Source organism: Comamonas sp. E6, assembly GCF_001010305.1.
Taxonomy (GTDB): Bacteria; Pseudomonadota; Gammaproteobacteria; order Burkholderiales; family Burkholderiaceae_C; genus Comamonas; species Comamonas thiooxydans.
This window is the reverse complement of record NZ_BBXH01000013.1, coordinates 70,314-93,843: the sequence shown is the minus strand read 5'-3', so window position 1 is coordinate 93,843 and position 23,530 is coordinate 70,314. Positions and strand designations below refer to the sequence as shown.

Below are 23,530 nucleotides of genomic sequence, written 5' to 3'. Positions count from 1 at the left end.
AGGCCGAGCAAGCTCAGGCGACCAGCCGAAACAACGGAAAACAGAAAAGCGGGAAGGCGCAATGCCTGCCCGCTGTCTGCTTGCCGGAGCCATCCCCGCCGGGGAATCGACCGGACTTACATGCGTCCCTTCCATGGAACCAGGCGCTTTTCGACCCAGCGCATGAACAGGTCGAACACATAGGCGATCACGCCGATGACAATGATGCCCATGATCACGATGTCGGTGCGCAGGAAGTTCGAGGCGTTGAGCACCATCTGACCCAGACCCACGTTCGCCGCCACCATTTCGGCGGCAACCAGAGTTGTCCAGCCAAAGCCGATGGCAATGCGCATGCCCACCAGAATGTCGGGCAGGGCCGCCGGCAAGATCACATGGCGGATCACCTGGAAGTAGCTCGCTCCCATCGAATAGGCGGCGTTGATCTGCTCCTGTGCTGCGCTGCGCATGCCCGAGCGGGCTGCCAGAGCCAGGGGCGCAAAACAGCTCAGGAAGATCAGCAGGATCTTCGGCGTTTCATCGATGCCGAACCAGATGATGATCAGCGGCAGATAGGCCAGTGGCGGCAGGGGGCGATAGAACTCGATGGGGGGGTCGAAGATGCCGCGTGCAAAGCGTGACATTCCCATCGCGATGCCCAGCGGAACGGCAATCATGAAGGCCAGCCAGAACGCCACGGTCACGCGCAGCAGACTTGCAGAGAAATGCTGCCACAGCGGTTTGTCGTTGGCCTGCCCGGTCAGGTATTCATAGAACTGCTGGAACACCGCTTGCGGGCTGGGCAGGAACAAGGGCTTGATCCAGCCGAGATTGGTGGCGGCGAACCACAGTGCCAGCAGCAAGGCCACGGTGACGATGCTGATGCCGAGGCTGGAGCCTTCGCCGGGGGTCTTGAAGCGACTGGTCTTCACCGGTCCCGACGCCTGCGGGGCAGTGGCCTTGGGCTGCACGCGCGCTGTCGTGGCGGGCAGATGGTTGATTTGGACTGCTTCAGACATTGGCAGGCTCCCGGTGGTGAATCAGACTCAGAACTTCTTCGCGCATCCTGATGAAGTCGGGGCGCGACTTGACGGCACGCGCATCGCCGGTGCGCAGAAACTCATGGCAGAACGGCATGTCGTCGTAGACATGGAAGATGCGGCCCGGGCTGGGGCTCATGACGATCAGCCGGCTGGCGAGAAACAGCGCCTCCTCCACCGAATGGGTGATGAAGAACACCATCTTGTGGGTGGCATGCCAGACACGCAGCAGGATTTCCTGAACCTGCTCGCGCGTGAAGGCGTCCAGCGCACCCATGGGTTCATCCATCAGCAGCAGTGCAGGATCGTTGGCCAGTGCACGGGCAATGCCGACACGCTGCTGCATGCCACCCGAGAGTTCATACACGGCACGCCTGGCGTAGTTCTGCAAGCCCACGAGGCCCAGTTTTTCTTCCGCGATCTGTGTGCGCTGCTTCAGATCCATGCCGCGCATGCGCAGTCCCAGCGCGACGTTGTCGATCACATTGAGCCAAGGCATCAGCGCATGCTTCTGAAACACCACCCCTTGATTGGCTCCTGGACCCTGAATGGGCTTGCCGTCCAGCAGGATCTGGCCGCTGGAAGGGGCCAGAAAGCCTGCCATGCAGTTGAGCAGTGTTGTCTTGCCGCAGCCCGATGCACCCAGAGCGACCACGAAGTCGCCTTCGTTCATGGTCAGGTTGACGGGGGCCAGGGCTTGCAAGTGTCCGCCCTTGACCTCGTAATTGACGGTCAGGTCACGTATATCCAGAGTCGGCATGACATTGCCCTCCTATGTGAAACAAAGCTGGGAGCCACGACGGGGTTGGTCGTCGTGGGCGGGCAGTCAGCGGCCGAGAGCCTGCTTGACATAGCTGCTGGTCACGTACGCGGCGTAGTCGGGCCTGACCTCCTGGATTCGTCCCTGCGACTTCAGAAACGTTGCAGTATTGGTCATTGCCTTGGCCGCACCGCCTTCCAGCCACTGCACGCCGAGCTGCTCTTCAGCACTGGGGAAGCGGTAAAGCGCCATGGCTGCGGGCACGTCCTTGGGGTCGGCCTTGCTCCATTTGGCAATCGCCTTGATCTCGGGCGAATCGGGAGTCCACCTGGCCAGGTTGTCGCGCACCTGGGCGCTGGCCCGATTCAGGGCCTTGATGAACGCCACCATGAACTGGGGATTTTCCTGGGCGAACTTGCTGCTCACGGCAATGCCCTCGAAGGTGGGATAGCCCATCTGCGCAATGGAGCCGGAGGTGGCAATCACCTTGCCCTTTTGCTTGACCTTGGCCAGTACCGGATCCCAGACAAAGGTGGCATCGATATCGCCGCGTTCCCAGGCCGCGGCAATCTCTGGCGGGCGCATGTTCATGATGTTGACCTTGCGCGCGTCGACGCCTTCCTTGCCCAGGGCAGCGACCAGCTGGTAGTGCGCGGTGGAGACGAATGGCACGCCAATGCGCTTGCCTTCCATGCTCTTGAAATTGCTGATGCCGCCGCCATCGCGAGCCACCAGGGCTTCGGCACCAGCGATATCCGCGGAGATCCAGAGCAGCTTGATGTCCTGCCCCTGGCTGGCCGCAGCAGTCAGCGGGCTGGATCCCACCTCTCCCATCTGCACGTCGCCCGAGGCCATCGCCCGTATCACGTCGCCGCCGCCCGAGAACATGCGCCAGTTGATCTTGTAGCCTGTCTCCTTTTCCACCTCGCCCGACTCCATGACCAGGCGCAGAGGCACCAGCATGTCCTGGTTGGCGAAGGTCACGGTTTTCTGCTGCGCCAGCGCGAAGCCGGTCATGGCCAGTGCTGCTGTTGCGGCACCCGCTTTCAGCATCCATCGTTTTTGCATTTTCATTGCCAATTTCTCCATGGTTAGAGCGATATCGGTTGAAGACTTAGACCAGAGAACCCTTGCTGTGCTCACTCTTGCTGACTTGCTTTCCCATTCCCGCTTCTGGCTGAACCGGTAGAAAGCCGCATCGCGAGGCTCAAAGAGCTTTCTGAGCGGATCGTAGTGAGCAACCTTGCGCAGCCAGTAGGGCCAGTTGCTGTGAATCGTTAGGTCCAGTCGCGCACGGCCCCGGATGGGGCGCGCAGCATGGGTTGGCGTGCACCGCGACCGTGCATTGCAAAGCCTTGCATGGCGCGGCTTGTGCGGGATATCTCGGTCCTGGTGAAGGGCGTTTTTGCGGCGTCTGCATGGGCTTAGGTGGTTTCACTGATCGCAGACAGATGAGGGAGGATTGGGCTGTCCGAGAGGCATGAATGCTTGCGCAATATGCGTGCCAGAGAGGCGGTTTTTCCTGTGGCCGGGGCTCCGGGGTGTGCGCCGCACCGCATCCGTAGATAGCATGAAAAAAAGCACCTTCCTGGCGGAAGGTGCTCTTCGTTGCGCGAAGCCCGAACGGCGGCTGGCAGGGTCAGTTCTTCTCGTCGTTCATGTGATACCAGTGGTAGAGAAAGCGCTGGCCCATGCGGCGAAATGGTGCAAATGCCTCCGAGCGCACCATATTGAACACATTCGGATATTCGAGCGATGAGTTGTAGATTGGCAACTCGAAGGCCTTGATGTTCTGGCCTGCGATGCGCTGGGCCATGCGACGGCCTGCATGCGCAGAGAACGACACGCCGTTGCCGCCATAGCCGACCGCATAGAAGACGCTTTCCCTTGGATCGGGCTGGGTGATACGCGGCATCATGTCGTGGCTTACATCGACCCATCCCCACCAGGAGTAGTCCACCTGGATTCCCTTGAGGGCCGGGAACTTGTGGTGCAGGCCCTCGACCAGCTTGGCCATATGGACCGGATTGGGCGCATCGGCGCCGGTGACGGCGCTGCGGCTGCCGATCTGCACGCGGTTGTCGGGCAGCTTGCGGTAGTAAAAGCGCAGCGTGCGCGTGTCGGTGATGACTTGCGTGGTCTTGAAATTGGTGGCTGCCAGCTCTTCTTCCGTCAAGGGTCTGGTGACCAGCGAGTTCGAGAGAATCGGCATGATCTTGGAGCGCAGACTGCGGTGAAGGCCGTTGCTGGTATAGCCACCGGTGGCAAAGCCGACGGCGCGTGCCTTGACCGTGCCGCCCGGTGTCTGGAGGTAATGCACGCCGTTGCGTGTCTCCATGCCCAGCACGGGGCTGGCGGGATGCATCTTCACTCCCAGCTCGCGGGCCTTGCGCAGATAGCCGAATGCCAGCTTGAGCGGATGCACGCCAATGCCGTCGGGCTCATGCATCGCGCCACGGCAGTCGGCGTCATCGACATAGTCACGGCGCACAGCATCGACGCTGAGTATGCGGGCGTCGTAGCCGAAGACTTCGCGCATGACGCGGGTCTCGTTGCGCAGAAAATCCATTTTTCTGTCGCGGTGGGCAATATACAAATGCCCTCCCGGTTGCGGCTCGCATTCTGGAAACTCCGCAACCAGTTTCTTGAACGTGTCGAATCCTTCGCGGATCTCCGCATCCAGCTTCAGGGCTGTGTCCTTGCCCCAGCGCTCTATCCACTGCGAGCGATAGAGGCGGCCGCTGGCATTCTGGCCCTGGCCGCCGTTGCGGCTGGTGCAGCCCCAGGCGCTCTGGTTGGCCTCGAGAACCACGGCGCGAATGCCGTGTTCGCGGGCCAGAAACAGCGCAGTGGACAGGCCCGTGAAGCCCGAGCCCACGATGACCACATCGGCTTCCATGTCGCCGCAGACCGGACCATCGTCCTCGGGTGGCCGGCCTGCCGTCCCTACCCAGTAGGTCGGAGCGTAGCCGGCGCCATGTCCGGGGGTTCTTGCCACCAGGGGGTCGTACTGCGGGTCGTATGGATTCAGATGGCTGGGGCGGATGTCCTCGGCTTTCATGGCGGTCGTCTCCTGGTGTGGCTGCGTTTGAAGCGGCGCTCTATTGCTATGGAATTGATGGACGCAAAGTCAATGCAGATGCACTGCTTGCGATGTCCAGAGCAGCATAGCCAGCCCCTTGTGCAGCTGGTTAGGGCCACGGCACAGGTTTTGATGGAGCCAGCGCGCAAGCCTGGCCATCCGAATCTCGGGATTGCCGCAGACGGGCTGCAGCGAGTCTCCTGCAAACCGGGCGACCCATCGAGTCGCGCTCGCCGGGCGGGGCTGCGCGCCGGCCTGCTTCAGATCGGCATGACACAGGCTGTGTCAGCCGTCACCTCGGGGGTATGCACTGGAGTCCACCGCCACCTGTGCAGACAGCGGGCGTGGTCGTGAACTTCCCCTGCGCCTGTGGCAGCGATGACCGCATTGAGCGTGTTGATGCTCTCCTATCGTTTTCACCTAAATGAAGCGGCGCAAGAGGCATTTGCCGGCGGGCTTCGGTCTGCATCCGCAAGAGCTGGGGCAGAGCGTCGCGCTCAGAGGAGAAGCGGACTTTCTCAAGGCATCTTTCGGTGCGCGCCGCCGTCATCTCGCGAGGGATCACTGCCTTGCGCGGCAAGGCCTTGGACTTAACGATTGCCGGCAACTGGCCCTACGAAATGGAGCCAGTGCTACCTACCATGAGCCATCGGAATTTCAGGCATTTTTCGATAGAAAGGGGGCGCTTTTGCAATGGTCGACCCCCATGACATGACAGCAATCTGGAGAGCATATGAGCAAGCAAGAATCCCAACCCGATGTCCAGTTTCTGGCGCGTTTCTCCGACGCGTGGAATCGCCATGACATTGACGCATTGATGGACTTCATGGCCGACGAGTGCGAGTTTCATGCCGTTGCCGGCCCTGATCTGATGGGACGCAGCTTCGTGGGTCGTGAAGCCGTGCGTGAGGGCTTTCAGCTGGCCTGGCAGGCATTCCCCGATGCGGCCTGGGTGGATGGAGAGCATTTTGTGCAAGGCACGCGCGGTGTTTCGGAGAGCACCTTCAAGGGCACCAAGGCCGACGGCCTGCGTGTAGAGGCACGCATGGTCGATGTGTTCACCTTCCGCGACGGCAAGATCGCCGTCAAGAACGCCTACCGCAAGGATCGCCCGCCTGTGGCGATTTCCTGACACGAGCCTGGTTTGCGTGCGCGCATTCTTGTCTCGCGGCAGGGGGCGCTGCACGCATGGCTTCGCGCAACAATTTTCAAGCAGATAACTGAACGACCACGGCAACGGCCTGCATGAGCAGCAAGGCACAGCCAGATACATAAAGCCGTGGCGACCGGCATTTCCAGGCCGGCAAGACAGGAGACAAAAATGATTGGAAATCCGCATTCGTCGCCGGACGGGCTGTCGCACAGTCTCAAGCAGCGGCACATGACCATGATTGCCCTGGGCGGTGTCATCGGTGCCGGGCTCTTCGTCGGCAGTGGCGTGGTCATCAAGTCGGCCGGGCCGGCGGCCGTCATCTCTTTTCTGATCACCGGCCTGCTGGTGGTGCTGGTCATGCGCATGCTGGGCGAGATGGCCTGCTCCATGACGGGAGGCTCGTTTTACGAGTACGCCCGGGAAGCCTGGCGCGACCGGCCCGCCGTGGGCCAACTGGCGGGATTTCTCACGGGCTGGATGTACTGGTATTTCTGGGTCATCGTCGTGGCGATCGAAGCGGTGGCGGGGGCGGAGCTGGTGCGTTACTGGCTGCCCGACGTGCCGGCCTGGAGCATCAGCCTGGTCCTGCTGATCATGATGACGCTGACCAATCTGGTCTCGGTCAAATCCTTTGGCGAGTGCGAGTTCTGGCTGGCATCCGTGAAGGTGGCCGCCATCGTGGTGTTTCTGTTCATTGCCGGTGTCTATGTGCTGGGCCTGACACCGGGAGGCAGCGGAATGCATGTCGCCAACCTGAGCCAGAACGGCGGCTTCATGCCCAACGGCATTGTTCCGGTGCTCACGGGCGCCGTGGCCGCGACCGGCTTCTATTTCGGCGCGGAGATCGTGACGATTGCGGCCGCCGAAACCGCCGAGCCCCAGAAGGCGGTGGCCAAGGCCACGAATTCGGTCATCCTGCGCGTGCTGGTGTTCTATGTGGGATCGGTGCTGCTGGTGGCCTGCCTGGTGCCATGGAACTCCATCGGCATGTCCACGCCCTATGTCAGCGCTCTCGATGCCATGGGCGTGCCGGCCGCTGCCCAGATCATGAATGCCGTGGTGCTGACCGCCGTGTTGTCGGCGCTCAACTCCGGACTTTATGCCTCTTCGCGCATGCTGTTTGCGCTGACGCGACGCGGCGATGCGCCCAAGGTGCTGGCCCAGGTCAGCCGCAACGGCGTGCCCGTGTACGCGATTCTGGTGGCCACCTTGTTCGGCTACGGTGCCATCGTCATGTCCTATCTGTCTCCCGACAAGGTGTTCGCCTTTCTCGTGAACTCCTACGGAACGGTTGCCATCTTCGTCTACATCCTGATTGCGATTTCCCAGTTGCGTCTGCGCTATCGATTGGAGAACGAGGCTCCGCATCTGCTCAAGGTGCGCATGTGGTGCTTTCCTTATCTGACCTGGCTGGCGATTGCGGGCATGCTGTCCATCGTGGTGGCCATGGGCTTCATTCCCGAACAGCGCACGCCGCTGGCCCTGGGTGTGGCCAGTCTGTGCATCTTGCTGATTGCCTATCGCGTGCGCCAGGCGTTGCGGCGCGGAATCAGTCCCGAGGGGCTGCTCGACGAGCTGGCTCCGCCCAAGCTGCGCAAGAATTGATGAGAACGACAAAAAAGCCCCGGACCCTGAGTCCGGGGCTTTTGTTTTGCGCCTCTACATGCAGTGCATGGCTTCTGCCAGGGCCTTGATGCCGTGGGCGATTTGTCCTGCGGGAATGGACTGATAGCCCAGGCGTATGAAGTTGCCCGTGTTGCGAGGGGAGGTGAAGAACACATCGCCGGGCTCGATCAGCACTCCATGCTCGGCGGCCTGGCGTGCCAGCGCTTGCGCGGGCACATGGTCGGGCAGTTGCACCCAGCATGAGCCGCCGCCGCGTACCGGCGTGATGCGGCATTGGGGCAGGTAGCGAGCCATGGCTGCCGTCAGCTCGGCATGACGCTCTTTCTGGGCCTGGCCGAGGCGGCGCAGCTGGGCCTCGTAGTGGCCCAGCGAGATGAACATGGCCAATGTGCGCTGGATGAAGGTGGAAGGATGGCGGATCATCAGGCGGCGCAGGGCGCGCAGCTCCTTGATCAGCTCGGGCGGAGCCACGATATAGCCCACGCGAAGGCCGGGTGCCAGGCTCTTGGAGAGGCTGCCGATATAGATCACGCGGTTGTTGCGGTCCAGGCTTTTGAGTGCCGGGATGGGTTGTTCGTCGAAGCTGCTTTCGCTTTCGTAGTCGTCCTCGATGATGATGAGATCGTGCTTTTGTGCGGCCTCGAGCAAGGCTTCGCGCCGCTCCAGCGGCATGGTGACACCCGTGGGGCACTGATGGCTGGGCGTGACGTAGAGGTACTCGAGCTTGCGCATGGCATTGACGATAGGCAGTCCATCGCCATCCACGCCAATGGGGATGACCTGCGAGGTGCGGCTGCTGAAGATATTGCGCGCATCGGGGTAGCAGGGGTTTTCGATGCCGATGGAGGTGCCCTCGCGCATCAGCAAATCGGCCACCATGTACAGCGCATGCTGGGCGCCGACCGTGATGATGATTTCGTCGGGTGACGCCCAGACGCCGCGGCGCGGCAGGATCTTGGTCTGCACCTGCTGGATGAGGCTGTCGTCGTCGCGGGTGATGTGATCGGGCGCCCACATGCGGATGTCCACCACGCCCAGGGACTTGAGGCAGCATTCGCGCCAGGCGGCCGTGGGAAACAGCTCCTTGTCGAACTGGCCGTAGAGAAACGGATAGGGGAACCGCTGCCAGTCGTCTTCCTTCACGATGCTGCGCTGCAGGCTGGGGCGCAGCCACAGGCGGCGCGACCAGTCCGTGTGCGCCTCGGCGTCCGTGCTCCTGCCGCTGCCCGGCGTGCGCTCGGCCGTGCGGCCCTGCAGCACATCGGGGTGTATGAAATGGCCTTTTCTCTCGCGGCTCAGCAAGAAGGCCTCTTCGGTCAGTTGCTGGTAGGCCATGACCACGGTGATGCGGCCCACGCCCAGCAGCTTGGCCAGTTCCCGGCTTGAGGGGATAGCGTCGCCGGGCGCGAGAATGCCGGTGAGGATGGCATCGACCAGCATTTCGCGAATCTGACCCTGAAGGCTCAGAGAGGGCCTGGCGCTGCGGCGAAACAGCTGCTCCCACATGGCCACGGATGGAGGAATCGAAGGCGAGGCCTGTTGTCTGTCTGTCGTCATTGATGGTTCTGAATGCACTGCCGCAGCGTGCGGCGGCCTGGAGCGACCGGCTGCCCTGACGCGCGGGGGGCTGGCTCTTTGGGGTCCATGAACGCGGCATTGCAGAGGCCGCCAGCAGCTTGTTGGCGGACCGGTTTCAACGCTCAAGATTAGCGCATATGCATGTGCTTGGAATCAGGCTTTTCATGTGGTCGCAAGCCTGAAGCAGCGCGCGGGATCTGAAAATCCTGGAGACCTTTTCTGCAGGCTCCAAAAACTGTATATAATTCGAGGCTTAGCGGCTGTAGCTCAGCTGGATAGAGTACTTGGCTACGAACCAAGGGGTCGTGGGTTCGATTCCTGCCAGCCGCACCAAACGACAAGCCTCAGAACTGCAAGGTTCTGAGGCTTTTTCGTTTCTGCTCTGCCTGTGGCGGCAGGATTGCCGGTGCTGGATGTCTTTGAAGAAAAATCCGGGTTTTCACCGAGTAGCTTCAAAAACTGTATATAATTCGAGGCTTAGCGGCTGTAGCTCAGCTGGATAGAGTACTTGGCTACGAACCAAGGGGTCGTGGGTTCGATTCCTGCCAGCCGCACCAAACGACAAGCCTCAGAACTGCAAGGTTCTGAGGCTTTTTCGTTTCCGGGCTTTGACGAGCCATGCTCTGATCAGGCCCGGATCTGTGTGAAGATCGGCCTCATGAGCAAGGCTTTCACCAAAGAATCGGACGGCGACGACGATGATGACGTCGGCGCTCTGCCGCCATTGCCCGCCGGCGGCAAGAACTACATCACGCCCCAGGGCTACCAGCGCATCAAGGACGAGCTGCTGGATCTGATCGACAACGAGCGCCCCAAGATCGTGGAGATCGTGCACTGGGCAGCCAGCAACGGCGACCGCTCGGAGAATGGCGACTATCTCTACGGCAAAAAGCGTCTGCGCGAGATCGACCGCCGCATCCGATTTCTCACCAAGAGACTGGAGATTGCCGAGGTGGTCGACCCTGCCGTGCATGCGGGCAGCGACCAGGTCTTCTTTGGCGCCACGGTCAGCTATGTCGATGACGAGGGCGTGGAGCGCACCATTACCATCATGGGCATTGACGAGGCGGACAGCGCGCAGAACCAGGTCAGCTGGATTGCCCCGGTTTCGCGTGCGCTGCTCAAGGCGCGCGTGGGTGACGAGGTGGCCTTGCCCACGCCGGCCGGTGTGCGCATGCTGGAGATTCTGGACGTCAGCTATCCTCAGCCCACAACTCGATCCTGATTTCAGGGGCAACAAAAAAGCGCGGCTTCCGTGTGGAAGCTGCGCTTTTATTTTGTGAGCTTCACTCGCTTGATATTCAATGATTTCAGATAGTTTTTGTATTGAATTCGTTGATCATCAAGCGCTAAAAGCTATTGTTTTTGAGATGGGTTGCCAGCCTGCAGGCGTTGCAGCAGCTCCAGCGTGGGGTAGCCGTCTGCCACCAGGCCCTCGCTTTGCTGGTATTGGCGCAGCCCGGCCCGGGTGGCCGGACCCATCACGCCGTCGGCCGCTCCGGTGGCAAAGCCGCGCTGGCTGAGTGCGGTCTGCAGCGCCCGTGTCTGCTCACGCGTGAGTGCGCTGAGATCGCGCGGCCATTCGGCGCTGACACCGCCATTGCCTGCCAGCTGCGATGCGAGCAGGCTCACGGCCAGTGCATAGTTGGTGGAGTTGTTGTAGCGCAGGATGGCGCGGAAGTTGCTGCCCACCATGAAGGCCGGACCACGGGCACCGGCCGGTGCAATGATGCTGGCTCCGGCTATCGCAGGCAAGGCCTGAGCGTTCATGCTTTGCACGCCTTCTGCAGCCCAGGCATTGCTGTTCTGGCGCGTGGAAAGCTCGGTGCGCGCGTAATCGAAATTGGCTGGCAGGCGCACTTCAACGCCCCAGGGCTCGCCGGAGGTCCAGCCAGAGCTTGCAAGATAGTTGGCCGTGGAGGCGGCCACATCGGTCATGGAGCCCCAGATGTCGCGACGGCCGTCTCCATCGGCATCGACTGCATATTGCAGGAAGACCGAGGGCAGAAACTGGGTGTTGCCCATGGCGCCGGCCCACGAGCTGATCATATGGGCGGCGTCGATGTCGCCGTTGTCGATGATGCGCAGCGCGGCAATGAGCTCCTTCTGCGCCCATTCGGCACGGCGGCCGTCGAAGGCGAGAGTGGTCAGCGCATCCACGGCCGAGAAGCTGCCGAAGTTGCTGCCGTAATTGCTTTCCATGCCCCAGATGGCGGCAATCACCGGCGCCGGCACGCCATAGCGCTGGCTGGCCGCCTGCAGGCTGGCGCCGTGTTCCTGCATCTTGAGCTTGCCGGTCCTGATGCGTTGTGCGGAGACCGCGCTATCCAGGTATTGCCAGGGTGTGCGCGTGAACTCGGGCTGGGAGCGGTCGAGCCTGACGATGCTGGGCTGGAGTCTGGCACCGGCCAATGCGCTGCGCAGTGTGCGCTCCGAAATGCCTGCCGCGCGTGCGCGTGGGGCGAATTCCTGCTTCCAGTGTGCGAAGTTGCTGGCCTGTATGGGACTTTCCATCGCTGCTTCGTCAGTGCCTTGCTCTGTTTTGGCAGGCTGTGCCGGTTCGGACACCGCCGCTGCAGGAGGCTCGGACCGGGTGGCGCAGCCTGCGAGCAGGGCTGCTGCGATGGCGGTGATCAGCAACGGCTGACGGACATTCAGAAGCGAAGGTGCGGTTTGGAGCATGAATGCCATTGTCGCTTGCTGCCGTGGCCTGGGGGCTGTTGCATGGCGGGATAGCGCCCGCAGAATGCAACAAAATCTTTCGCCCATGAAAAAGGCCGCCCGAGGCGGCCTTGTGCAGGAAGGAAGAGGTCAGGCCATGACGCGGCTGGCGCGAATGACCGAGTGCAGGCGGCGCAGATTGCGCAGCGCATTCTCCAGCTGCACGCTGTTCTGCACGGAGATGACGAAGCGCAGATCCGTGGTGCCGATCGCGGCTTCGTCGGTCATCTCGACGCGCACGATATCGGCTTCGGCGTTCGATAGCTCTGCCGCCACACGGGCCAGCACGCCCTTGTTGTTTTGCACCGTAACCACGATTCCCGCCTCGAACAGGCGCGTGATGTCGTCGGACCAGTCCACGGTGATGAAACGGTCGGCATCCTTTTCGCGCAGCTTGATGGCATTGTTGCAATGGGCGTGGTGCACGACCAGGCCCTGACCGCCCAGGTAGCCCAGAATCGGGTCGCCAGGCACGGGGCGGCAGCAGTGCGAGTAATAGACCGAACTGCTCTCGTCGCCGTTGAGCGTGACCGCACCCTGGAAGGGGCGGTTGTGCGTATTGAAGCGCTCCTGCGTGATGAGCAGGGCATCCGGGCGCACCCCCTGCTTGGTCATGAAGGCGGTCATGCGCGCCGCCACCAGCGAGGCAATGCGGCGGCCCATGCCGATATCGACCATGAGGTCTGCGGGCGTGCGGTTGCCCGTGATGCGCAAAATCTCGTCCCAGACGTTCTTGTTGGCATCGTCCTGAGACGGTACGCTGTCAATGCCTTCGGCACGCAGAGCCTGGGCCAGCAGCGTTTCTCCGAGCTGACCTGCTTCGGTCTGGGCCGCATTCTTGAGGTAGGAGCGGATCTTGGAGCGTGCGCGTCCGGTTTTCACAAAACTCAGCCAGGCCGGGTTGGGCGTGGAGGTTTCGGAGGTGATGATCTGCACCACATCGCCGCTCTTGAGTTCGGTGCGCAGCGGCACTTCCTCGTCATTGATCTTGGCTGCCGTGGTGCGATGCCCGATCTTGCTGTGGATGGCGTAGGCAAAGTCCACCACCGTGGCACCGCGCGGCATGGCCATGATCTCGCTCTTGGGCGTGAACACGTACACGGCATCGGGGAAGAGATCGACCTTGACGTGATCCCAGAACTCCGCCGCGTCGCGGGTCTCGTTCTGGATGTCGAGCAGGGACTGCAGCCACTGGGTGGACAGATGCTCGGAGTCATGACCTTGCTGCGCCTTGTACAGCCAGTGGGCCGCGACGCCGGCTTCGGCCACGATGTTCATCTCTTCCGTTCGAATCTGGAATTCGATGCTGACGCTGGAGGGGCCGACCAGCGTGGTGTGCAGCGACTGGTAGCCATTGCTCTTGGCAATCGCGATGTAGTCCTTGAAGCGGCCCGGCATGGGCTTGTACTTCTGGTGCAGCACGCCCAGGGCGGTGTAGCAGTCCAGCGTCTTGGGGACGATGATGCGAAAGCCGTAGATGTCGGTGACCTTGGCAAAGCTCAGCTGGTTCTTCTGCATGCGCTGGTACAGCGAATACAGCGTGCTCTCGCGGCCCAGCAGGCGTACCGACAGGCTGTGCGTGGCAAAAGCGGTGCTGACTTCATCCTGCACACGATGGACCAGATCACGGCGGCGTGTACGCGAGCGACCGATGGCTTTTTCCAGTGTGGCATAGCGCCAGGGGTGCAGATGCTTGAACGACAGGTCCTGCAGCTCGCGATAGGTCTGGTTCAGACCCAGGCGGTGAGCGATGGGTGCGTAGATCTCCAGCGTTTCGGACGAGATACGGCCCCACTTGCTGCGCGGCATGTCGCTCATGGTGCGCATATTGTGGGTGCGGTCGGCCAGCTTGATCAGGATGACGCGCACATCGCGCGCCATGGCCAGCAGCATCTTGCGAAAGGACTCGGCCTGGTTTTCCTCGCGAGTGTTGAACTGCAGCTTGTCCAGTTTGGTCAGCCCGTCCACCAGTTCGGCCACATCCTCGCCAAAGCGTTCCTTCAGGTCCAGCTTGGTGATGCCGCAATCCTCCATGGAGTCATGCAGCAGGGCCGCCATCAGGGCAGGGGCATCGAGCTTCCAGTTGGCGCAGATTCCCGTGACCGCGATGGGGTGGGTGATATAGGGGTCTCCACTGCTGCGCCACTGATCGGTATGTGCTTGATCTGCGTAGATATACGCCTGGCGCACGCGCTCGGCGCTGTCGGCATCCAGATAGCCCAGATGCTCCATCAAGCCCTCAAAAGCAGCAGCCGACACACGTGCAGCCTGTTCAGCGGGCATGCGCTGAGGCTTGGCCGGTGCCGTAGAGGAAGGAGCAATCGTCGAGTTCTGGGCCGCTGTCATATTCCTTAAATGTAGCCTGCAAGTATGGAGTGCAAGCTGATAGGCACAAAAAAGCACCGACGAGCGGTGCTTAATTGTCTATTTTGGTGCTGCGATGCAACAGCTCAACCCGGCACCTTCTTCAGCATTTCCAGGCCTACCTTGCCGTCTGCGATCTCACGCAGGGCAGTGACGCTGGCCTTGTTCTTGGTTTCAATCTTGGGGGTATGGCCTTGATTGAGCATGCGGGCGCGATAAGTCGCGGCCAAAACGAGCTGGAAGCGGTTGGGGATCTGCTCCAGGCTATCTTCAACAGTAATGCGTGCCATCAGGAACTCCGGGAACGGTCAGTTGGATTCAGGGATATTGAGCGACTCGAAGGTGTCGGCGCGAAGGCGCCGCTGGGCCGCATATTTGAGGCGTTGCGCGTGAATGATCGCCTTGAGATCAAAGAGCGCACTCTCAAACAGTTCGTTGATTATAACGAAGTCGAATTTTGCGACCTGCGCCATTTCCTCTTCGGCGTTCTTCAGGCGCAGCTCGATGACTTCGGGAGCGTCCTCGCCACGGTTTTCCAGGCGGGCCCGCAACTCGTCCCAGCTGGGCGGCAGGATGAAGATCAGCACGGCATTGGGAAATGCCCGTTTGACCTGCAATGCGCCCTGGTAGTCGATTTCGAGGAGCACATCGGTGCCGCTCTGGATGCGCTCTTCCAGAGACCTCTTGGCCGTGCCGTAGCGGCGGCTGTGCACATTGGCCCATTCCACAAAGCCGTTGTTGGCGACCATTGCGTCGAATTCGGCGTCCGAGACGAAGTAATACTCACGGCCATGCTTTTCCTGGCCGCGCGGCGCGCGCGTGGTGTGAGAGACGGAGGGGTAGACGCGTGCGTCGAATTCACGCAGGGCGCGTACCAGAGAGGATTTGCCGGCACCGCTGGGTGCCGACACGACAAATAGATTTCCGGGATGGTCCATGACTTTGGGCATGACTTTGGGCATGAATCGAGCGTACGGGGTAGGTACGCCCAGGGCTTGCTTACTCGATGTTCTGCACTTGTTCGCGCATTTGCTCGATCAGCACCTTCATGTCGACGCTGATGCGGGTCAGCTCCAGCGTGGCTGATTTGGAGCCGAGGGTGTTGGCTTCACGGTGCAATTCCTGGATCAGGAAGTCCAGACGCTTGCCGATGTCGCCCCCCTTTTTGAGCAGGCGCTCGATTTCGTCGAGGTGAGAGCCCAGGCGCGTGACTTCCTCGGCCACGTCGATGCGGATGGCAAAGGCCGTGGCTTCGGCCAGGGCGCGGTCCTGGGCGGCCTCGGGGGCAACCGAGCCTTCGCCCAGGGCCATGGCCTCCTTCCAGCGCTCCAGGAATTTCTGGCGCTGCTGCTCCACCAACTGCGGCACCAGCGGCGCGGCGGTCTTGGCCAGTTCGCGCAGTTGCTTGATGCGGTCGAGCAGCATGTCGGCCAGGCGCTCGCCCTCGCGGGCGCGAGCCGCGAGCAGCTCGGTGATGGCCTGTTCGGCCAGGGCCGGAGCGATCTCGCTCCAGTCCGTGGTGGCGGTGGCGGTGCCGCTGCACAGGCGCAGCACATCGGCCACGGAAAGGTCGCGTGCCTTGGGCAGCCAGGCCTGAACCGAGTCCTGCAGGGTCACCAGGCGTTGCAGCTGGGTGGCTGAGGGAATGGGCAGGGATTGGTTGCTGGAGACGTCGATGGCGGCTCGTACTTCCACCTTGCCGCGCTTGAGGCGCGCGGTGAGCAAGGTGCGCAGGGCCGGTTCAAGGGCGCGCAGTTCGTCGGGAAGGCGGAAGGACAAATCCAGAAAGCGGCTATTGACCGCGCGGATCTCAAGGCCCAGACGGCTGTTGGACTGGGACTCTTGACCACCCTCAACGGATGCGCTGTGCTGGGCACTGGCGTATCCGGTCATGCTGTAAACTGGCATTGGACTTTTGATGGATGCTTGCAATTTCCCGATTATCCGGGTTTCGTATCATCCTTGAGGTTTACCGGTAAAAAATGTCTACAAAAACCAAGCCAGCGCCCCTACCGTCGGGCAGCACAATAGGCGGATACCGGGTGGTGCGCAGGATTTCCTCGGGGGGGTTCGGGATTGTCTACCTGGCTCTGGACGCCGATGGCCAGCAGGTCGCGATCAAGGAGTACCTGCCGGCTTCGCTTGCCACTCGGGCGCCTGCCGAACTTCAGCCGATGGTGGCGCCAGAAAAGTTGTCCCTCTATCGCCTCGGGCTCAAGAGCTTTTTCGAGGAAGGGCGCTCGCTGGCGCAGATTTCCCACGCCTCCGTGGTGAGCGTGCTGAATTTCTTTCGCGAAAACGAAACCGTCTACATGGTGATGAACTACCTGGAAGGGGCGACCCTGCAGGAGTTCATCGTCACGGCGCGCGAGCTCAAGGCCGACAAGGTGTTCAGGGAGTCGACCATCCGCTCTCTGTTTGACGAGGTGCTGCGCGGCCTGCGCATCGTGCATCAGCACAAGATGCTGCATCTGGACATCAAGCCCGCCAATATCTTCATCACCAATGACGACAAGGCCGTGCTGATCGATTTCGGCGCGGCGCGTGAAGTGCTGTCTAAGGAGGGCAACTTCATTCGTCCCATGTACACGCCGGGCTTTGCTGCCCCTGAGATGTACCGGCGCGATTCCCAGCTGGGTCCCTGGACCGATATTTACGCCATTGGCGCCTGCATCTATGCCTGCATGCAGGGCATACCGCCCAATGAAGCTCCGCAGCGTCAGGACAAGGACCGGCTGGCCCTTGCCTTGAACAAGTTGCGCGGCGTGTATTCGGACAATCTGATCGAGGTGGTGGAGTGGTGCATGGCCATGGATCCGCTCTCGCGCCCGCAGTCGGTGTTTGCCCTGCAAAAGGAGCTGAGCCGCGAAGGCGAGCGTCGCTATACCAAGCTCAGCATGCAGGAACGCATGCGCATGCAGTTTGAAAACATGGTGCATGACGCCAGGAAGAATCTTCAGAAACTCGGCGGCTCCGAACGTGGAGCGGTGACCGACAGCAATCGCAAACCATGAAATTTTCCGTCTTCCAGCTCAGCCGCCGCGGAGGCCGTGCCCTCAACGAAGACCGCATGGGCTACTGCTACACGCGAGAGGCGGCGTTGTTCGTGCTGGCGGACGGCATGGGCGGGCATCCGGACGGCGAAGTGGCCGCACAGATAGCATTGCAGGTGGTTTCCACGCTTTTTCAGCAAAAGGCCAAGCCCATGCTGGAAGAGCCTGCCCTGTTTCTGGAAGAGGCGCTGCTGCAGGCCCATCGCCAGATACTGCGTTATGCCAGCACCAAGGGCATGATGGACACGCCGCGCACCACGCTGGTGGCGGCCGTGCTGCAGGACGGCAAGGTGACCTGGATACACTGCGGCGACTCGCGTCTGTACTGGGTGCGCGACGGGCAGCTCGTGGAGCGAACACGTGATCATTCGTACAGCGAGATGCGCAAGGTCTCCGGTGCGTTGGCGCCTGCCAACCGCAATGTGCTGTTCACCTGCCTGGGCTCGCCTTCCAAGCCCATCTTCGATGTGAGCGAGACAAGGCGGCTTGAGGAGGGCGATCAGCTGATGCTGTGCTCCGATGGCCTCTGGGGGGCGGTGCCGACGCCGGAAATTCTCCAGATCATGAACGGCAAGGCCGTGGCCCACTTTGTGCCCATGCTGGTCGATACGGCGCTCAAGCGAGCCGGGGACGGCAGTGACAATGTCACCGTGCTGGCACTGGTATGGGAAACACCGAATAATTTCGAGCCGTCTTCCATCTCCACGCAGGAGATCGAGGATCAGGGCTTCGAGTCCACGATACAGGTGGGGCCGATCGAAGACTGCGAGGATGAGCTCGACGACGAGGCCATCGAGCGATCGATTGCCGAAATCAACGAGGCCATACGCCGTTCGGCACAGCGCCAGAAAGCCAAGACCTGAACACGGTTGCACGCTGCAATAGGCGCTGGCTTGAAACTACTGAATCAATAGCTGATTGCGTAAGCGCCATAAGCGCTTCCATGGATTTTTATTATGAAAATTGTGCTGGCATCCAACAACCGCGGAAAGCTCGCCGAGTTGCAAGCCATGTTTGCCCCGCTGGGCGTGGAGCTGATTCGTCAGGGCGAGCTGTTCGAGGGAGAAGCTCCCGAGCCCTATGGCACCTTTGTAGAGAATGCGCTGTCCAAGGCGCGCTTTGCGGCCGAGAAGACCGGCTTGCCCGCCATTGCCGATGATGCTGGCATGTGTGTGGATCATTTTGGCGGTCTGCCCGGTGTGGACACGGCCTACTATTGCACCCAGTTCGGCTACGAGAAAAGCGACGACAACAATGTGCGTGCGCTGCTCGAGCAGATGCAGGGTGTGACCAACCGCCGTGCCGCCATGGTCAGCACCCTGGTGGGCGTGCGCTCGCCCAAGGACCCCGAGCCGCTGATTGCCGTAGGACGCGTGCAGGCTCTGCTCACGACCGAGCGTCGTGGCAGCAATGGCTTCGGCTTTGACCCGGTACTGCTTATTCCCGAGCTGGGCCTGACCTTTGCCGAGATGGAGCCCGAGCTCAAGCATGCGCACAGCCATCGCGGTCGTTCTTCGCGCACCATGATCGAGATGGTGAAAGAGCGCTGGTTATAACCAGCGGTTCCCCTGAGGCGCTTTGCCTAGGCGGCCCCGCGCCTTCCCCCTTTCTCTGCGCGCTATGGAAGGGGGACGACGGCCTTGCTGCGGGGCGGCGGGGCCGCCTGGGCCCTTGCTTGCTGTCCCATGGTTGGGGTGTGCTAGTTTTAGCGGCGTCGGTTTTGTTTGCGCTAGAAAAGCATATTTCCCATGATTCCCATTCAGCATCAAACAGAGACCGCCGAAGCGGCGGTGCAGCGCGATATTCAGCATTACATGCGGCCCGGTACGCTGCAGCTGGGCAGCCTGCCGCCGCTGTCTCTGTATGTGCACCTGCCCTGGTGTCTCAAGAAATGCCCGTATTGCGACTTCAACTCCCATGCCTGGGCCAAGGGAGATGCGCTGCCCGAGGATCGCTACATCGATGCTTTGATGGCTGATCTGGAGTCTGCGCTGCCGCTGATCTGGGGGCGCACGGTGCACAGCGTCTTCATGGGCGGCGGAACGCCCAGCCTGTTTTCTCCCGAATCCATGGACAAGCTGATTGCCGGTCTGCGCGCGCGTCTGCGCATGGAGCCCGATTGCGAAATCACCATGGAAGCCAACCCCGGCACCTTCGAGAAGGACCGTTTCAAGGCCTTCCGGGCGGCCGGCGTGAACCGCCTGTCAATCGGGGTGCAGAGCTTTGACGACCGCTATCTGCAGGCTGTGGGCCGTGTGCATGATGCGGCGCAGGCCCAGGCTGCGGTGCGCGAGGCGGCTGACAATTTCGAGACCTTCAATATCGACCTGATGTATGCGCTGCCCGGCCAGAGCATGGTCGATCTGCAGCGCGATGTGGACACGGCACTGTCGTTTGCACCGCCGCATCTGTCGATTTATCACCTGACCATCGAGCCCAACACTTATTTCGCCAAATATCCGCCCGTGGTGCCGGAGGACGATACGGCCTATGAGATGCTGGACCTGATCACGGCCAGCACCAGGGCCGCGGGCATGCAGCGCTATGAGGTCTCGGCCTATGCCAAGGATGGCCATCAGTGCTTTCACAACAGCAACTACTGGCAGTTTGGCGACTATCTGGGCATTGGCGCAGGTGCGCACAGCAAGCTGAGTTTTGCCCACCGCATCGTGCGTCAGGTGCGTTTTCGCGATCCGGCCCGCTATATGGACATGGCACTGGCCGGCACGCCGCTGGCACAGGACAACGAGGTCAAGCGTGCCGATCTGCCGTTCGAATACATGCTCAACGCGCTGCGCTTGCGCGGCGGCTTTGCCTTGCAGGAGTTCATGGAGCGCACGGGCCTGCCCATGTCGGCCATTGCCAAGGGGCTCGATCAGGCACAGGCCAAGGGCCTGATCAGCCGCGATCTGGGCCGCGTGGTGCCCACCGAACGCGGCTTTGACTTTCTGAGCGACCTGCAGGAAATGTTCCTGTAAGTCCTGGCGGGTGCTCAGCCGCAGCGCAGCGCCGTGATCTTGCCTGCGTCATTGGTGATGACGTTCAGGCGCTCCTGGTTGTAGTCCATGGTCGCGGGCTGTCCCTCGCGCAGCACGCGCAGCAGGTACGAGCCGGATTTCTGGCGGATGGTTTCCAGCGTCGATGCCACGGTGTTGTGGCCGATGTAGATCTGTACCGGCTCCGCGTGGCATACCTGCAGCTGACGCGCAGGCGGGGCGGTCTTGCCGCCTGCGACCATGCCGTTGCTGGCGCAGCCTGCCATCAGCAAAGCCATGCTGGCAGCAGCCATGCCGAGCAAAGGGCGGGTGGAAATATGCAGAGTGGGTGTTCGATGCTTCATGCCCCACACCATAGCGCCCCCAGGTGCTCGCGCATGCCAGACCAAGCCTTGATGTGCAAGCGGGTGCAACAAAGCAATGCGAAAATTTGATAGCTTCATGCGCAATTCCATCAAGGGAATGGTGGCATTTTGACTGTGAATCTTCAGCGCCGGAGTCTATGGCTTGTGGGCTCCTTCTGCACTTTGAAAGATGCCGGCATCGATATTCGCGGCCTGCAGCTTGCGTGCAGCCTTTTCAGCGCGCTTTCGGCTCTCGAAGGGGCCGCTGCGTACTCGGGTGACTTCCCCCTTGTTGCTGGCCATCTTCTGCGTCAGCGCGGGCAGTCTGGACTTTTGCAACTGCGCCAGCACCTTGTCGGCATTGCCGGCCTCGGAATAGACGCCCAGATTCAGATAGAACTTGCCAGGAACCAGGTCCGAGCCGGCATGGGGTGTCGAGGGGGCAGCTTGTTCCTTTGTATCTGTCGCCGGCCTGGCTGTCGGCTTTTCGCTCAGCTCGGCCTTGACCGCCGCTTTGCTTGGCACTGAGGCAGCTGCGTCAGGCGCAGCTTGCTCTGCGAGTGTGTCTGTCTCGGTGGCGGTCGTAGGCGCTGGCTCTGCCGGGCGGTTGTCTGGCTCCTCGGGGGCGGGCTTTGCCAGGTCCGGGCTGGCAGCTGGACGATTGGCCACGGCGGTGGCTGCAGGCGCTGCGCTCTTGGTCGGTGCCGGGCCATCGGCGGGCAGCAAGGCCAGGCCCGCGCCTGCGGCCGCTGCCACAGGCAGGGCCAGCACCAGCATGGCTGCGGTTTTGTTGCGGGGAGAGCCGACCTGCGCCTGCAAGGCGGCATGGGCGACGGCCATATTGGGCGCGTCAGTGATCGCCTGTAGCGTCTGGGCCCTGATCTTGCGCCAGTACCAGCCATTGCCCAGCAGGCCGGGCACGGCCACAGCCACCAGCCAAAGTGCAATGCCCAGGCCCAGAGCCATGGCCTCGGGCAGAGCCGGGCGCAGGCCAAACCACCAGATCAGCGCGGTTGCCGTGACGGCGGCGAGGTATTTGCCCGCCTCGCGCCATAGACCGTGCAGGCTGCACCAGGCCAGGGTCAGGAAGGCTGCCGCCATATTCCAGCTGGGCAGGCTGCGGTCCAGAGCATCGAAGCGCTTGAACTGGGCCAGGTAAAAGTCGCGTGAACGTGGGCTCAGGCGGCTGGCATAGAGCTGGGGCAGCAGGCCGCTGTCCTCCTCTTCGGGTGCAGTGCTCTGCTCGGCCTCGTGTTGCAGACTGTGCTGCATGGAATAGGCCGCGGCTGCAAAGGCTCCTGCAATGGAGGCAGGCAAGGGGCTGGCATCCGAGCGCGCAGGTTGGTTCAGCACGGGCTCCTGGCGCTGGTTTCGGCCAGCAGGGGCGAGCGCAGGGGTGGGGGTGTCCGAAGCGGAAGGCATGGCTGCAATTGTGTCATGGCGTTACGAGCAGGCCGAAGGCAGATTCCCAACAAAAAACCGGCGCCAGGCCGGTTCTTTACGGGATGGCCGAGGCAGACTCAGGCCTGGTGCGCGGGCAGAACGGTGGCACGGCATTCGCCAAAGCCAATGCGCGCGGCACCGGGCTTTTCGCACCAGCCGGCAAAGACCACGGCGTCTCCGTCGAGCAGGAAGGTGCGGGTTTCGCCGTTGCTCAGGCTCAGGGGCTTTTTGCCGCCTTCGGTGATTTCCAGCAGGGCGCCGGCTTCGGCCATGGTGGGGCCGGACAGCGTGCCTGTGCCCAGCAGGTCGCCGGGTTGCAGATCGCAGCCGTTGACGGTGTGGTGGGCAATCAGCTGGGCCATGGTCCAGTAGGCGTGGCGGTAGCTGGTCCGGGTGATCTGCTCGGCGGCCTTGCCTTCGGCGCGCATCTTCTCGGTCTGGATGGCAACCGTGAGCTGAACGTCGACCGCACCGCGCTGCGAGTTGGCTTCGGAGCTGAGGTAGGGCAGGGGCTGTGGGTCCTCGGACGGGCGGACAAAGGCTGTGCGATAGGGCTCCAGTGCTTCCAGCGTCACAATCCAGGGCGAGATGCTGGTGGCGAAGTTCTTGGACAGGAAAGGGCCCAGTGGCTGGTATTCCCAGGCCTGAACGTCGCGTGCCGACCAGTCGTTGAGCAGGCACAGGCCGAAGATATGGTTTTCGGCGTCCTCGATGCCGATGGCCTCGCCCCAGGCATTGGCCGAGCCGGCATAGATGCCCATCTCCAGCTCATAGTCGAGGCGGTTGCAGGGCTTGAGCACGGGGTCGGCATCGGGAGCCTTGAGCTGGCCGTTGGGGCGCTTGAAGTCCACGCCAGAGATGCGGATGCTGGAGGCACGACCGTGGTAGCCGATGGGCACCCACTTGTAGTTTTCCATCAGCGGGTTGGTGGGGCGGAACAGCTTGCCCACGTTGGTGGCGTGATGCACGGAGGTGTAGAAGTCCGTGTAGTCGCCCACCTGTGCGGGTACGCCGTATTCCACATCGGCCTGGGGCACGAGGCAGGCCTTGAGGGCGGCTTCCTGGGCAGCGCCGGCACGCAGGGCGCGCGACAGGGCCAGACGCAGGGCCGACCAAGACGCCGGGCCCATGGCCATCAAGCTGTTGAGCTGAGCTTGCGCCGCTGCGTCGACCTGGGCCTGCACATCGCCGCCCAGTGCCTTGGCATCGCGAACAGCCGCCATGTCCAGCACCTGGTCGCCAATCGCCACGCCGCCGCGAAAAGCCTCGCTGCTGTTCTTGCGGCGAAAGACTGCAAACGGCAAGTTCTGGATGGGGAAGTCGCTGCTGCCTGTGTTGGCGCTGGTGACCCAGCTTTGCAGGCCGGCGTCGTGGGTTTCGTTCAATGCCAT

At 61.9% G+C, this 23,530-nt stretch carries 20 protein-coding genes and 2 tRNA genes; 9 read left to right on the top strand and 13 right to left on the bottom strand.

Annotation, left to right across the window (positions count from 1 at the left end; genetic code table 11):
* Positions 1 to 116: 116 nt before the first annotated feature.
* The 4 genes from CSE6_RS12440 to CSE6_RS12425 form a co-directional block, all read right to left on the bottom strand.
* Positions 117 to 998, bottom strand: coding sequence for an ABC transporter permease subunit (locus tag CSE6_RS12440; protein ID WP_034392179.1), 882 nt, complete (start codon positions 996 to 998; stop codon positions 117 to 119).
* Positions 991 to 1,779 carry a taurine ABC transporter ATP-binding protein gene (locus tag CSE6_RS12435; protein ID WP_059440692.1) on the bottom strand — a complete coding sequence of 263 codons (789 nt, stop codon included), beginning with the start codon at positions 1,777 to 1,779 and terminating at the stop codon, positions 991 to 993. The genes CSE6_RS12440 and CSE6_RS12435 overlap by 8 nt, the downstream gene beginning before the upstream one ends.
* A gap of 66 nt (positions 1,780 to 1,845) precedes the next feature.
* The gene (tauA, locus tag CSE6_RS12430) at positions 1,846 to 2,853 is read right to left on the bottom strand and encodes a taurine ABC transporter substrate-binding protein (protein WP_003062701.1); all 1,008 of its coding nucleotides are present in this window, start codon (positions 2,851 to 2,853) and stop codon (positions 1,846 to 1,848) included.
* Between the two features lie 565 nt (positions 2,854 to 3,418).
* Positions 3,419 to 4,840, bottom strand: a complete 1,422-nt coding sequence (locus tag CSE6_RS12425; RefSeq protein ID WP_059440691.1) for an FAD-binding oxidoreductase — start codon at positions 4,838 to 4,840, stop codon at positions 3,419 to 3,421.
* A 754-nt stretch (positions 4,841 to 5,594) separates the two neighbouring features.
* On the opposite strand from CSE6_RS12425, the gene CSE6_RS12420 reads away from it, so the two are divergent.
* On the top strand, positions 5,595 to 5,993 hold the full coding sequence (locus CSE6_RS12420; protein WP_012839588.1) for a nuclear transport factor 2 family protein: 399 nt from the start codon (positions 5,595 to 5,597) through the stop codon (positions 5,991 to 5,993).
* 189 nt (positions 5,994 to 6,182) lie between these two features.
* Positions 6,183 to 7,619 carry an amino acid permease gene (locus tag CSE6_RS12415; protein ID WP_012839587.1) on the top strand — a complete coding sequence of 479 codons (1,437 nt, stop codon included), beginning with the start codon at positions 6,183 to 6,185 and terminating at the stop codon, positions 7,617 to 7,619.
* 54 nt (positions 7,620 to 7,673) lie between these two features.
* On the opposite strand, the gene CSE6_RS12410 is transcribed toward CSE6_RS12415, so the two are convergent.
* Positions 7,674 to 9,197: a PLP-dependent aminotransferase family protein gene (locus CSE6_RS12410; protein ID WP_034377768.1), complete on the bottom strand. Its 1,524-nt coding sequence runs from the start codon at positions 9,195 to 9,197 to the stop codon at positions 7,674 to 7,676.
* A 277-nt stretch (positions 9,198 to 9,474) separates the two neighbouring features.
* On the opposite strand from CSE6_RS12410, the gene CSE6_RS12405 reads away from it, so the two are divergent.
* The 3 genes from CSE6_RS12405 (at position 9,475) to greB (ending at position 10,443) form a co-directional block, all read left to right on the top strand.
* Positions 9,475 to 9,551 (top strand) — tRNA-Arg (locus CSE6_RS12405).
* 147 nt (positions 9,552 to 9,698) lie between these two features.
* Positions 9,699 to 9,775: transfer RNA gene (locus CSE6_RS12400), tRNA-Arg, on the top strand.
* 101 nt (positions 9,776 to 9,876) lie between these two features.
* On the top strand, positions 9,877 to 10,443 hold the full coding sequence (gene greB / locus CSE6_RS12395) for a transcription elongation factor GreB (RefSeq protein ID WP_046461717.1): 567 nt from the start codon (positions 9,877 to 9,879) through the stop codon (positions 10,441 to 10,443).
* Positions 10,444 to 10,574: 131 nt separating this feature from the next.
* Here the strand turns inward: greB and CSE6_RS12390 are convergent, their stop codons facing one another.
* The 5 genes from CSE6_RS12390 to CSE6_RS12370 form a co-directional block, all read right to left on the bottom strand.
* Positions 10,575 to 11,909 carry a lytic murein transglycosylase gene (locus CSE6_RS12390; protein WP_059440690.1) on the bottom strand — a complete coding sequence of 445 codons (1,335 nt, stop codon included), beginning with the start codon at positions 11,907 to 11,909 and terminating at the stop codon, positions 10,575 to 10,577.
* 120 nt (positions 11,910 to 12,029) lie between these two features.
* Positions 12,030 to 14,285 (bottom strand): bifunctional (p)ppGpp synthetase/guanosine-3',5'-bis(diphosphate) 3'-pyrophosphohydrolase, encoded by a 2,256-nt coding sequence (locus CSE6_RS12385; RefSeq protein ID WP_034358144.1) that lies wholly within the window; start codon positions 14,283 to 14,285, stop codon positions 12,030 to 12,032.
* Between the two features lie 104 nt (positions 14,286 to 14,389).
* The gene (gene rpoZ / locus CSE6_RS12380) at positions 14,390 to 14,593 is read right to left on the bottom strand and encodes a DNA-directed RNA polymerase subunit omega (protein WP_003052081.1); all 204 of its coding nucleotides are present in this window, start codon (positions 14,591 to 14,593) and stop codon (positions 14,390 to 14,392) included.
* 18 nt (positions 14,594 to 14,611) lie between these two features.
* Positions 14,612 to 15,241, bottom strand: coding sequence for a guanylate kinase (gene gmk / locus CSE6_RS12375; protein ID WP_003062692.1), 630 nt, complete (start codon positions 15,239 to 15,241; stop codon positions 14,612 to 14,614).
* A 61-nt stretch (positions 15,242 to 15,302) separates the two neighbouring features.
* Positions 15,303 to 16,196, bottom strand: a complete 894-nt coding sequence (locus tag CSE6_RS12370; protein WP_034358141.1) for a YicC/YloC family endoribonuclease — start codon at positions 16,194 to 16,196, stop codon at positions 15,303 to 15,305.
* An 89-nt stretch (positions 16,197 to 16,285) separates the two neighbouring features.
* Between CSE6_RS12370 and CSE6_RS12365 the strand changes: the two genes are divergently transcribed.
* From CSE6_RS12365 to hemW, 4 genes are all read left to right on the top strand, one after another.
* Positions 16,286 to 17,317, top strand: coding sequence for a serine/threonine-protein kinase (locus tag CSE6_RS12365; protein WP_059440689.1), 1,032 nt, complete (start codon positions 16,286 to 16,288; stop codon positions 17,315 to 17,317).
* Positions 17,314 to 18,219, top strand: coding sequence for a PP2C family serine/threonine-protein phosphatase (locus CSE6_RS12360; protein WP_012839581.1), 906 nt, complete (start codon positions 17,314 to 17,316; stop codon positions 18,217 to 18,219). The genes CSE6_RS12365 and CSE6_RS12360 overlap by 4 nt, the downstream gene beginning before the upstream one ends.
* Positions 18,220 to 18,312: 93 nt before the next feature.
* Positions 18,313 to 18,912, top strand: coding sequence for a non-canonical purine NTP pyrophosphatase (locus CSE6_RS12355; protein WP_034392161.1), 600 nt, complete (start codon positions 18,313 to 18,315; stop codon positions 18,910 to 18,912).
* A 192-nt stretch (positions 18,913 to 19,104) separates the two neighbouring features.
* The gene (gene hemW, locus CSE6_RS12350) at positions 19,105 to 20,334 is read left to right on the top strand and encodes a radical SAM family heme chaperone HemW (protein ID WP_012839580.1); all 1,230 of its coding nucleotides are present in this window, start codon (positions 19,105 to 19,107) and stop codon (positions 20,332 to 20,334) included.
* Positions 20,335 to 20,348: 14 nt separating this feature from the next.
* On the opposite strand, the gene CSE6_RS12345 is transcribed toward hemW, so the two are convergent.
* From CSE6_RS12345 to fahA, 3 genes are all read right to left on the bottom strand, one after another.
* Positions 20,349 to 20,696, bottom strand: a complete 348-nt coding sequence (locus CSE6_RS12345; RefSeq protein ID WP_237734871.1) for an I78 family peptidase inhibitor — start codon at positions 20,694 to 20,696, stop codon at positions 20,349 to 20,351.
* A gap of 156 nt (positions 20,697 to 20,852) precedes the next feature.
* Positions 20,853 to 22,118 carry an SPOR domain-containing protein gene (locus CSE6_RS12340; RefSeq protein WP_059440688.1) on the bottom strand — a complete coding sequence of 422 codons (1,266 nt, stop codon included), beginning with the start codon at positions 22,116 to 22,118 and terminating at the stop codon, positions 20,853 to 20,855.
* 98 nt (positions 22,119 to 22,216) lie between these two features.
* On the bottom strand, positions 22,217 to 23,530 hold the full coding sequence (gene fahA / locus CSE6_RS12335; RefSeq protein WP_059440687.1) for a fumarylacetoacetase: 1,314 nt from the start codon (positions 23,528 to 23,530) through the stop codon (positions 22,217 to 22,219).

Excerpts from the sequence above, each read along its gene's own strand:
- CSE6_RS12435 (WP_059440692.1), bottom strand. The coding sequence starts at position 1,779 with ATGCCGACTCTGGATATACGTGACCTGACCGTCAATTACGAGGTCAAG.
- CSE6_RS12420 (WP_012839588.1), top strand. The coding sequence starts at position 5,595 with ATGAGCAAGCAAGAATCCCAACCCGATGTCCAGTTTCTGGCGCGTTTC.
- rpoZ (WP_003052081.1), bottom strand. The coding sequence starts at position 14,593 with ATGGCACGCATTACTGTTGAAGATAGCCTGGAGCAGATCCCCAACCGC.
- CSE6_RS12365 (WP_059440689.1), top strand. The coding sequence starts at position 16,286 with ATGTCTACAAAAACCAAGCCAGCGCCCCTACCGTCGGGCAGCACAATA.
- tauA (WP_003062701.1), bottom strand. The coding sequence starts at position 2,853 with ATGAAAATGCAAAAACGATGGATGCTGAAAGCGGGTGCCGCAACAGCA.
- gmk (WP_003062692.1), bottom strand. The coding sequence starts at position 15,241 with ATGGACCATCCCGGAAATCTATTTGTCGTGTCGGCACCCAGCGGTGCC.
- CSE6_RS12345 (WP_237734871.1), bottom strand. The coding sequence starts at position 20,696 with ATGAAGCATCGAACACCCACTCTGCATATTTCCACCCGCCCTTTGCTC.
- CSE6_RS12385 (WP_034358144.1), bottom strand. The coding sequence starts at position 14,285 with ATGACAGCGGCCCAGAACTCGACGATTGCTCCTTCCTCTACGGCACCG.
- CSE6_RS12340 (WP_059440688.1), bottom strand. The coding sequence starts at position 22,118 with ATGCCTTCCGCTTCGGACACCCCCACCCCTGCGCTCGCCCCTGCTGGC.
- CSE6_RS12355 (WP_034392161.1), top strand. The coding sequence starts at position 18,313 with ATGAAAATTGTGCTGGCATCCAACAACCGCGGAAAGCTCGCCGAGTTG.
- CSE6_RS12440 (WP_034392179.1), bottom strand. The coding sequence starts at position 998 with ATGTCTGAAGCAGTCCAAATCAACCATCTGCCCGCCACGACAGCGCGC.
- greB (WP_046461717.1), top strand. The coding sequence starts at position 9,877 with ATGAGCAAGGCTTTCACCAAAGAATCGGACGGCGACGACGATGATGAC.
- CSE6_RS12425 (WP_059440691.1), bottom strand. The coding sequence starts at position 4,840 with ATGAAAGCCGAGGACATCCGCCCCAGCCATCTGAATCCATACGACCCG.
- CSE6_RS12415 (WP_012839587.1), top strand. The coding sequence starts at position 6,183 with ATGATTGGAAATCCGCATTCGTCGCCGGACGGGCTGTCGCACAGTCTC.
- CSE6_RS12390 (WP_059440690.1), bottom strand. The coding sequence starts at position 11,909 with ATGGCATTCATGCTCCAAACCGCACCTTCGCTTCTGAATGTCCGTCAG.
- hemW (WP_012839580.1), top strand. The coding sequence starts at position 19,105 with ATGATTCCCATTCAGCATCAAACAGAGACCGCCGAAGCGGCGGTGCAG.
- fahA (WP_059440687.1), bottom strand. The coding sequence starts at position 23,530 with ATGGCATTGAACGAAACCCACGACGCCGGCCTGCAAAGCTGGGTCACC.
- CSE6_RS12360 (WP_012839581.1), top strand. The coding sequence starts at position 17,314 with ATGAAATTTTCCGTCTTCCAGCTCAGCCGCCGCGGAGGCCGTGCCCTC.
- CSE6_RS12410 (WP_034377768.1), bottom strand. The coding sequence starts at position 9,197 with ATGACGACAGACAGACAACAGGCCTCGCCTTCGATTCCTCCATCCGTG.
- CSE6_RS12370 (WP_034358141.1), bottom strand. The coding sequence starts at position 16,196 with ATGACCGGATACGCCAGTGCCCAGCACAGCGCATCCGTTGAGGGTGGT.